Source organism: Candidatus Symbiopectobacterium sp. NZEC135 (assembly GCF_025962695.1).
The window spans coordinates 1-7453 of the sequence record NZ_JAGFPF010000102.1; the positions used below are offsets into that span (position 1 = coordinate 1).

At 42.9% G+C, this 7453-nt stretch carries 8 protein-coding genes; 5 read left to right on the forward strand and 3 right to left on the reverse strand.

The features are described from left to right. Positions 1–557: cysteine/O-acetylserine transporter (gene eamB / locus J5224_RS22815; protein WP_264627535.1), on the reverse strand; the 557-nt coding region annotated here is incomplete at its 3' end. 105 nt (positions 558–662) lie between these two features. On the opposite strand from eamB, the gene J5224_RS22820 reads away from it, so the two are divergent. After that, positions 663–1538: a LysR family transcriptional regulator gene (locus J5224_RS22820; RefSeq protein ID WP_264627536.1), complete on the forward strand. Its 876-nt coding sequence runs from the start codon at positions 663–665 to the stop codon at positions 1536–1538. A gap of 66 nt (positions 1539–1604) precedes the next feature. Here the strand turns inward: J5224_RS22820 and J5224_RS22825 are convergent, their stop codons facing one another. After that, complete coding sequence (locus tag J5224_RS22825; protein WP_264627541.1) at positions 1605–2165, reverse strand: nucleotidyltransferase family protein; 561 nt, start codon at positions 2163–2165, stop codon at positions 1605–1607. Between the two features lie 324 nt (positions 2166–2489). On the opposite strand from J5224_RS22825, the gene J5224_RS22830 reads away from it, so the two are divergent. The 4 genes from J5224_RS22830 (at position 2490) to J5224_RS22845 (ending at position 7036) form a co-directional block, all read left to right on the forward strand. Beyond that, entirely contained in the window at positions 2490–2831 is a 342-nt protein-coding gene (locus tag J5224_RS22830; RefSeq protein ID WP_264627537.1) for a type II toxin-antitoxin system PrlF family antitoxin, read from the forward strand. A 23-nt stretch (positions 2832–2854) separates the two neighbouring features. Then, on the forward strand, positions 2855–3343 hold the full coding sequence (locus J5224_RS22835) for a type II toxin-antitoxin system YhaV family toxin (protein WP_264627538.1): 489 nt from the start codon (positions 2855–2857) through the stop codon (positions 3341–3343). A 641-nt stretch (positions 3344–3984) separates the two neighbouring features. After that, positions 3985–5811, forward strand: a complete 1827-nt coding sequence (locus tag J5224_RS22840) for a hypothetical protein (RefSeq protein ID WP_264627539.1) — start codon at positions 3985–3987, stop codon at positions 5809–5811. Between the two features lie 496 nt (positions 5812–6307). Further along, on the forward strand, positions 6308–7036 hold the full coding sequence (locus J5224_RS22845; protein ID WP_264627540.1) for a PAS and helix-turn-helix domain-containing protein: 729 nt from the start codon (positions 6308–6310) through the stop codon (positions 7034–7036). 343 nt (positions 7037–7379) lie between these two features. Here the strand turns inward: J5224_RS22845 and J5224_RS35835 are convergent. Continuing rightward, positions 7380–7453, reverse strand: a 74-nt coding sequence (locus J5224_RS35835) for a hypothetical protein (protein ID WP_413544714.1), incomplete at its 5' end; no start/stop codon positions are given.

The following is a 7453-nucleotide window of genomic DNA, read 5'->3' on the forward strand; positions in this document are numbered from 1 at the left end:
AGCACCAAAGCCAGCACCACATTGACCACCTGACCATGCCTGCGGAAAAGCGACTGGAACAGATGCCCCGCCAGCGCCCAGACCAGATTTCCCACACAGCCAATCACCGCCAAAAGGATGCTGACTGCCGTTACCCAAAAAATATCCTGTGTATAGGGTAAAACGAATGCAGACAAGGCGGTGATACCGTAAAGAATGATCTTAACGTTAGCAAATTGCAGCCAAAAACTTACCCAAAAACTGAGAGGGTGCCCGCTGCCGTTTGCTGTGGTTGGCGCATGGGTCGCAATGCGCCATGCCAGCCAGAGGATATATCCCGCACCGATCCAGACCAGCCATCGGGTTAATGAAGGAAGAAGGCTAATCAGCGTAAAGGTAAACGCGCCGCAGGCAAGCATAAGCACTAGAATCCCCGCGCTCATGCCCACCAACACGCGAATACTGCGGCGCAGGCCATACTGATTTACCGAGCTAAGCGCCAGGATGTTGTTGGGGCCGGGGGTCAATGCAGTAATCAATGTGTAGGTTAAAAACCCACTGATAATGGTTGATGTCACTTGTGATCTCCTTAGTCCTGCCGCATATTATCCGCCCAGAAACATTCAAAAAAGCGAATGTTTTCAATGTCAGATTTTCAATATTTCGATATGTTTGGGAGCTGTATGGATCTGCGTCGCTTCATTACCTTCAAAACGGTGGTTGAGGAGGGCTCTTTTGCACAAGCCGCCCGGAAACTGTGCTGTACCCAATCGACCATTACTTTTCAGATCCAGCAGTTAGAACAGGAACTGGCGTACCCGGTTTTTGAGAAAGTGGGTCGCCGTATGGTATTAACACCTGCCGGGAAATTACTGCTGCCAAGGGTGAGGGAACTGACGCGTGTACTGGACGGGATCCGTCAGATTTCTTCCCGTGAGGAAGATATCGCCGGGGATTTGCGGATCATGGTAGGGGAAACGCTGCTGGCCTATAAAATGCCGGACGTTCTCCGGTTATTCAGGGAAAAAGCGCCAAAAGTTCGTCTGTCGCTTCAGTCGGTTAACTGCTATGTCATTCGTGATTCTCTGCTGGCTGACCATACGGATCTGGGCGTTTTTTATCGCGTCGGAAATGATGATGCGCTGCACATGGAATATTTCGGGCAACAGGAGCTGGTGCTTGTTGCATCCCCGCAGCTTCAGCAGGTCGATTTTACGCAAAGGGAGCAGCACATTCCGGTCAGCTTCATTATCAATGAGCCTCAGTGTGTGTTCAGACAAATTTTTGAGTCTGCGCTTCGCGAGAGAAAGATAACGCTTGAGAACACCATTGAACTCTGGAGCATTGAGAGCATAAAGCAATGTGTGGCCAGTAATCTGGGGATTTCGTTTTTGCCACGTTTCAGTGTGTTGCGGGAACTGGCATCGGGCGAGTTGCAGGAGCTGCCATTTTCCGAGACTCCGCCATCGATTACTGCGCTTTGTGCCTATCATGCAGGCAGAACGGTGAGCCCTGCGATGAACATGTTCATTGACTGCATGCACCAGTGTCTGGATTAAAATATCGGCCTCAACCGTCAATAAGTAATGAGTAAATAATGATAATTCCGCATTCACCTGTTGTGATTAGGCGGGAGCGATAAGCTGCAACAGGGGATAACGCTCCATCCACCGTTTTGCAACGACGCGTTGCCTGAAAACAGCTAACTTGTCATGCTCAAAAGGCGGCGTCGGTCGTAGACGCAGTTCAAACAGATCGTCGAGCCCATAGGGCGCTAGAATCTCAATAATATTGTTATCTCCCACTCTGGCGGCGACAGCCGTTGCGGTCTCAGGCCAATACAGCAGCGCATTTTCTGTTGAGCGATAAGGAGCATTACCGTTACGTTGATGCATTCTGGCTTGATTCTTCACCGACCAGTTGAACTCAGGTGTTTGTTGACCCAGTTTCTCTTGCAGGTCGCGATCGTAAGCCGGATCATCGCGTTCGGCATCGAACCAGACAACATCCACATCACCCGATACCGGCCTTTGCCCATACCCGTGCCGGTGATCCCACACGGCATCCCGCACAAACCCAGCGCCGATCCAGCCATCACGCAGTGTTAACCCCCGCGCAGCGCGCAGAGCCTTCATTCTTATCGGGTCGTTTAATAATAACTGCTGCAATGTCTCCTGATAGTTCATCATTCTCTCTCTTAGGAAAATGGTCGTAGCGGTTTGTATCGGCCTGAGGGGAGAAAGAGTACCAGCGTTCTTGATGCCAGTGCCTTATTGTTAGATGAACGAACGTTACGTTTGTTGCTCATGCATAGCAGACCTGATGCCCAGCAGTCCGACCGTTTGGTGCTGCAATGGTCATTACCACTGTGTGTCAATCAACGGGGAGCAGGTTAACCGTCGGTTCAAAGTCTGTTTTTAGTAAGATTAATGCATTTGCATTGTGCAATGCATCTGCATTACAATTGTCGTGCTCATCCGAGTAAGCGCAACTTATGCAGGGTTCAATCAATGACTATTCAAATTAATACGGCGGACGTGTCACTGCGCGCTGAGTCTCGACTCACCGAACGCAGCCAGACAACGATTCCGGCAGCAATACGCGATGCTTTGCATCTCAAGCCGGGTGAGTACATTAAGTACACCTTGCTTGCAGGCGGCAAAGTCATCATGTCCCGACAGGAAGAAGAACAGGATGACCCTGTTGTATCGCAGTTTCTGACTTTTCTCGAAAACGACATGAAGAAAAACCCACAGAACATTCACCCTGTACCGGTGGCTTTCTGGGAAAGCATCAAAGCATTAACTGCTGGAGTTGAGGTCGATTTAGACGCGCCGCTTACTGATGACTAACTAAAAAAGCAAGGCGGTGAGACATGGAGTATTTAGCAGTAAATGGTTGGAAAATCTGCTTTCATTCATGCTTTTTGCAGCAGATTGCAGAACTTGCACAAAAGGTTACTGAGTTAAAGGCCGCAAAGCCCAGCGAATACCTTGGCAAGAAGGAATCAAAGCTCCTACATGCGATTGAGCGTGTGATTGAGGAATGGATAGCAGCCGACCCCCTCAACGCGCAATACCGTCAGGGAGACACTTTAGGCGATGAATTCAAACATTGGTTCCGCGCAAAGTTCTTGTCGCAGTTCCGTTTGTTCTATCGTTGCAGCGCGGAGCATAAGATTATCATTATCGGTTGGGTAAACGATTTCGATACGCTTCGCGCTTACGGTTCAAAGACAGACGCCTATAAGGTGTTTGCAGGGATGTTAAAAGCAGGCGAACCGCCAGATGACTGGGAGAAACTTCTCAGCGAGGCAAAAGCAGCCACTGCCACATCGTCTATTCCAGGTTTCCTGGGAAAATAAACCTAACGCAGGGCCAGTGATGGTGTGACCTGTCCCTGTGATGAATCATCAGAGAGTAGAGCACCCACCTTACTCGTGATTGCGAAGCATCCCTGCGATCGCCGAAACCAGAATAGAATAGAAGCGGCTTGCTGCCGCTCAAATGTGTAGGGTATAGTCTGTTGGTTGCCGCAAGATCGGTAACCGAGTATCTCACCCCGTGTAACTGACTGGCGGCACCCGGCGCGCTACGCGTCTTTTTTATGTCATAGCCTTAGCGCACCTATTTTTACCGTATCTATCCGTACTGAATCAATGGTTGCTCAAGCGGAGGTAGCCTTTGGACTGGCTCCACGACACTAGATAAAAAATATCTTGACGCCTCCGAGAGTTCCCCTTCTTATCGAAACTGCTCATATCTGAGGGGATTTATATTCATTTGGACTAACGTATGTTCAAAGGCTATCAATATATTCAATTTTATATCAGGAACTCATTAGGTTAGAAATGGCGTCCAAGCTTATTATCTCTATAAAAACAATATGGAGTCTGATTGGTTTCAAAAATTTTAAAGATTAAATATATTGAATGAATGATGTTATTCATATATTTTGAATTGATAGCGATTTGATTTTAACAATATAAATATTTATGGATAAAATATGAAAGAAAAAGAATATATACCAACATCTTTCTTCTTTGATTCAAAAAAATGGTCAGAGGTTTTCGATCTTAAAGAAAGAAATACATCTAGCCTTTTTAATGATGGTTTAATTATTGGGGAGTTACTGAGAGAAATTGACCAAAAATGCGCGAGATTAGTTAAGGTTATTAATGGGGTCTCAGAGCACGAGATCATGGTTTATCAACAAAATTTGATTCTTAATTTATTCCTAGATAGTGAAAATGGCCGTTTCACGGAAAACCTTGATTCTTTATTGGAAACTATTCATGAATCGAGTCAATTATGTATAAAAATATCAGATCAAAAGGTTGTAAGATATAAACAAAAAGATATATATCATGAATTATACAGCTTAGCTTCCAAAAGGATTTATTTGCAAAATCAATGGGAGAAGATAACAAAATCAAATTGGACATTTAAAAATAACGAGGATGGGATCATACTATCCCCTAGTGATTGTGATGTTGACTTTGGCGAGAAAATTGCCGTTCAACGATTCAAAGATCATTTGTTACAATTATTGCATGGAGCATATCGTGATGGAGGATTTGTTGATCCAAAAATAAAATTTATGCCAAGTGATATTCTCATTACAAATGATAGGTTTAATATCATTTATGATGAACCTGATGAGGATACTTCCATTCAGCATCAATTGATACTAAATCAACACCCATTTTACTATAGAGGTTATGAAAATATTCCTTTAAATGATTTTCAACATTTGACATTGTTTGATGTGCGGTATTTTTGGATTGTTTTTATTAGATTGTCAACTTGTATAATCAAGTGTTTTTTAAAAAAAGGAAGATTTAATCAGCCCGTAATTTTTTCTAAAGATGAATTAGTTAATATTTTAACGTATTGTATAAATATTAGCAAATTAAAAGCCGAGCAATTAGTTGAACTTCATACTAACAGTAAGCGTAAATTATCTGATTTTTATCTCAAGCCAATTTATGAGATAGATGGGAGTTATTATATTAGTTTGGGTGTTTTCATGGGAGGGCAAATTACTAGAGTTATTGATGAAGTAGTAAAAACTCAACTAAATATAAAAGAGCTGAAAAAGGGGAAGTTCTTTGAAAAGTTTTTCGCAAAGCTAATAGCTGATCAGATTTATAATAACAAAATACTACAGACAGGGTTTTGCCGTGTGTTGGCTCTCGGGTTTAAGCAGTCAAAGGGGAAAGAAAATGAAGAAATAGATATTATTATAAGGATCGGTGAAACTTATCTTTTGATAGAGGCAAAGTCGTTTATCTACAGAACAGGTGTTATGGGGTATCATAATAATTTAAATGAGATGAAAGGTTCAAATGCCAAACAAAAGATAAATTTCTTCCTTTCTGAGTATGATCGATTTAGAGAAATTCATGATAAAAATGCTATATTTGACCTGAAGCCAGAAAATGTCATTTTTTGCTACTTGTCCAGTGTACCTCATGCGGCAGGAATAAAAATCAACAATATGCCCGTAGTTGATTCATCTATACTGGAGCGCTACTTTTGCCAAGGTAATTTTGAAATGAGGAATAAGGATGGTGAATTAAAAACCTTTGATTTTTACACCTCATTTGACGAAGCGGAAAGAAACTTAAAAAGATACTTAAATAACCCTCCTCAATTAGAACGGCTAAGAAGCAGTTTTAGTTATGTGAAATCCAACCAAATGATGAATTTAAATGGTATGAATGTTTCTTTTCAAGAAGCCTTGTTCAATCTTAACGAAGAAAATGAGCTTCAAACTGTTTCCAGTTTATGGCTTCTCGCTGACTCTTGGCACAATGTTCTTGCTGAGTGATATGACAGATTTTACGACACTTCTCACCGGAATAACGCAAAGTGCCAGAAACGGGGTTGGCAATCACCAGATCACCTGTGATTGCGAAGCATCCCCGAGATCGTAGAAAATTGGTCTGTAGCTACCTGCGATTAAGGCAAGGGATTGTTGACGTTGCAAAGACAAACCAGCACTTAAGGTAGCCAGCGAAGGTGAATGATGTTGGCGTTCGCCTTCGCTGTGTAAGTGGCTTAACGACGGAGTACGTTGAGAGCATAGTACCCAAAATTATAGCGAGTTGTTTTAATTGTTTGGAATTGTGCGGTAAAAAAGAGATTATTCTGAAATATATTGTTTGTTGTGATAAGACGTGCAGGAAAATCATCGGCATCGTAAGAAGTTTAACGATAAAAAACACCATCCAACAACAGTAATTAAACGGGAATCTGTTATTGATATAATTTGTTCTTCAGATGTGATAATTACGATTTATTTTATCTCAAAGGGAGAACAGATTATGCCAGATTCTCAGAAAAATACACGTCAAGATATCATTATTCCGAAAATGTTGACACGTTCATTGGACCTTTTGCCTGACCCTTATTGTATTCGTACGCCAGACGGTCCGGTTTTGTATTCCAACCTCGCGTTCGCTAAATTAGCGGGGTTAAGATCGACAAGTGAAATTATAGACCGCTATGATTATGAAATTCCGTCTTGTCTGTTTGAAAACGGAGATACCTTGGAGGAATGGCGTGTGCAGGACAGGAACCTGGTTGCCACCCGCAAGCCTCAGGTCATGCTGGAGTTGCACCCTCAAGCTGTCGATATGCCTTATATTTGTCGTAAAGTTCCCTTTTATGATGAAGAGAATCGGTGTATCGGTGCATTCCATTCCTTGAAATACTTAGAGGTGTTTACACCCAACGATTTTGTTAAGGGTAAACTGCCCGGTTCATTACTGCTTAATAAACCAGACGATGTGTTTACCGAAAAAGAGTGTGAAATTATTTTCTTCCGGTTGCAAGGGATGAGCTGTAAAGATATTGCCTCTGCGCTTTTCATTTCAGCACGTACGGTTGAGAACCGATTGGCAGCGATGTACGCTAAAGCGGGTGTTAGCCATCAGGATGATTTTAAGCTCTTCTGTGAAAAGATAAATTTGCACCGTTATGTACCGAAACGCATCATGACTTATAAGAAAATAGGTTTCAAAAAAGATTATGAGCAGGATTTAGAGGCGTGATGTGTACAGAACCGTCGTAGTCGATGACAAACCAAAAATTGTCATCGGCTATCTTCACATTAAGTGATTTTTACTCCCTCAATGAAGTAATTTCTCCACTCTACTTATCCGCCTCCCTCAGTTATATTTCTCTTCGAAACACCGATAAAAATATAATTCTTTTTTTTGAAAGCCGATAACATCAGGGGTGACCAGCCAAGATATCAGGCTGGTCTTTTTCTAAGGCAGGTTTATTCAAGACTAATAGACCCGCTGAGGTGGGATTGGACGCCTCAGCGGGTGTGTTGCGAAGAACCAGCGAGCCTGCAAGCACGACACATTGCACGGTACTCGCCAATGCGCGTTACGCGGACCGAATCAAATAATCAAACGCACTCAGCGACGCTTTCGCACCTTCACCGGTGGCGATGATGATTT

Coding starts and splice junctions, on each gene's coding strand:
- J5224_RS22820 (WP_264627536.1), top strand. CDS start 663: ATGGATCTGCGTCGCTTCATTACCTTCAAAACGGTGGTTGAGGAGGGC.
- J5224_RS22825 (WP_264627541.1), bottom strand. CDS start 2,165: ATGAACTATCAGGAGACATTGCAGCAGTTATTATTAAACGACCCGATA.
- J5224_RS22830 (WP_264627537.1), top strand. CDS start 2,490: ATGACTATTCAAATTAATACGGCGGACGTGTCACTGCGCGCTGAGTCT.
- J5224_RS22835 (WP_264627538.1), top strand. CDS start 2,855: ATGGAGTATTTAGCAGTAAATGGTTGGAAAATCTGCTTTCATTCATGC.
- J5224_RS22840 (WP_264627539.1), top strand. CDS start 3,985: ATGAAAGAAAAAGAATATATACCAACATCTTTCTTCTTTGATTCAAAA.
- J5224_RS22845 (WP_264627540.1), top strand. CDS start 6,308: ATGCCAGATTCTCAGAAAAATACACGTCAAGATATCATTATTCCGAAA.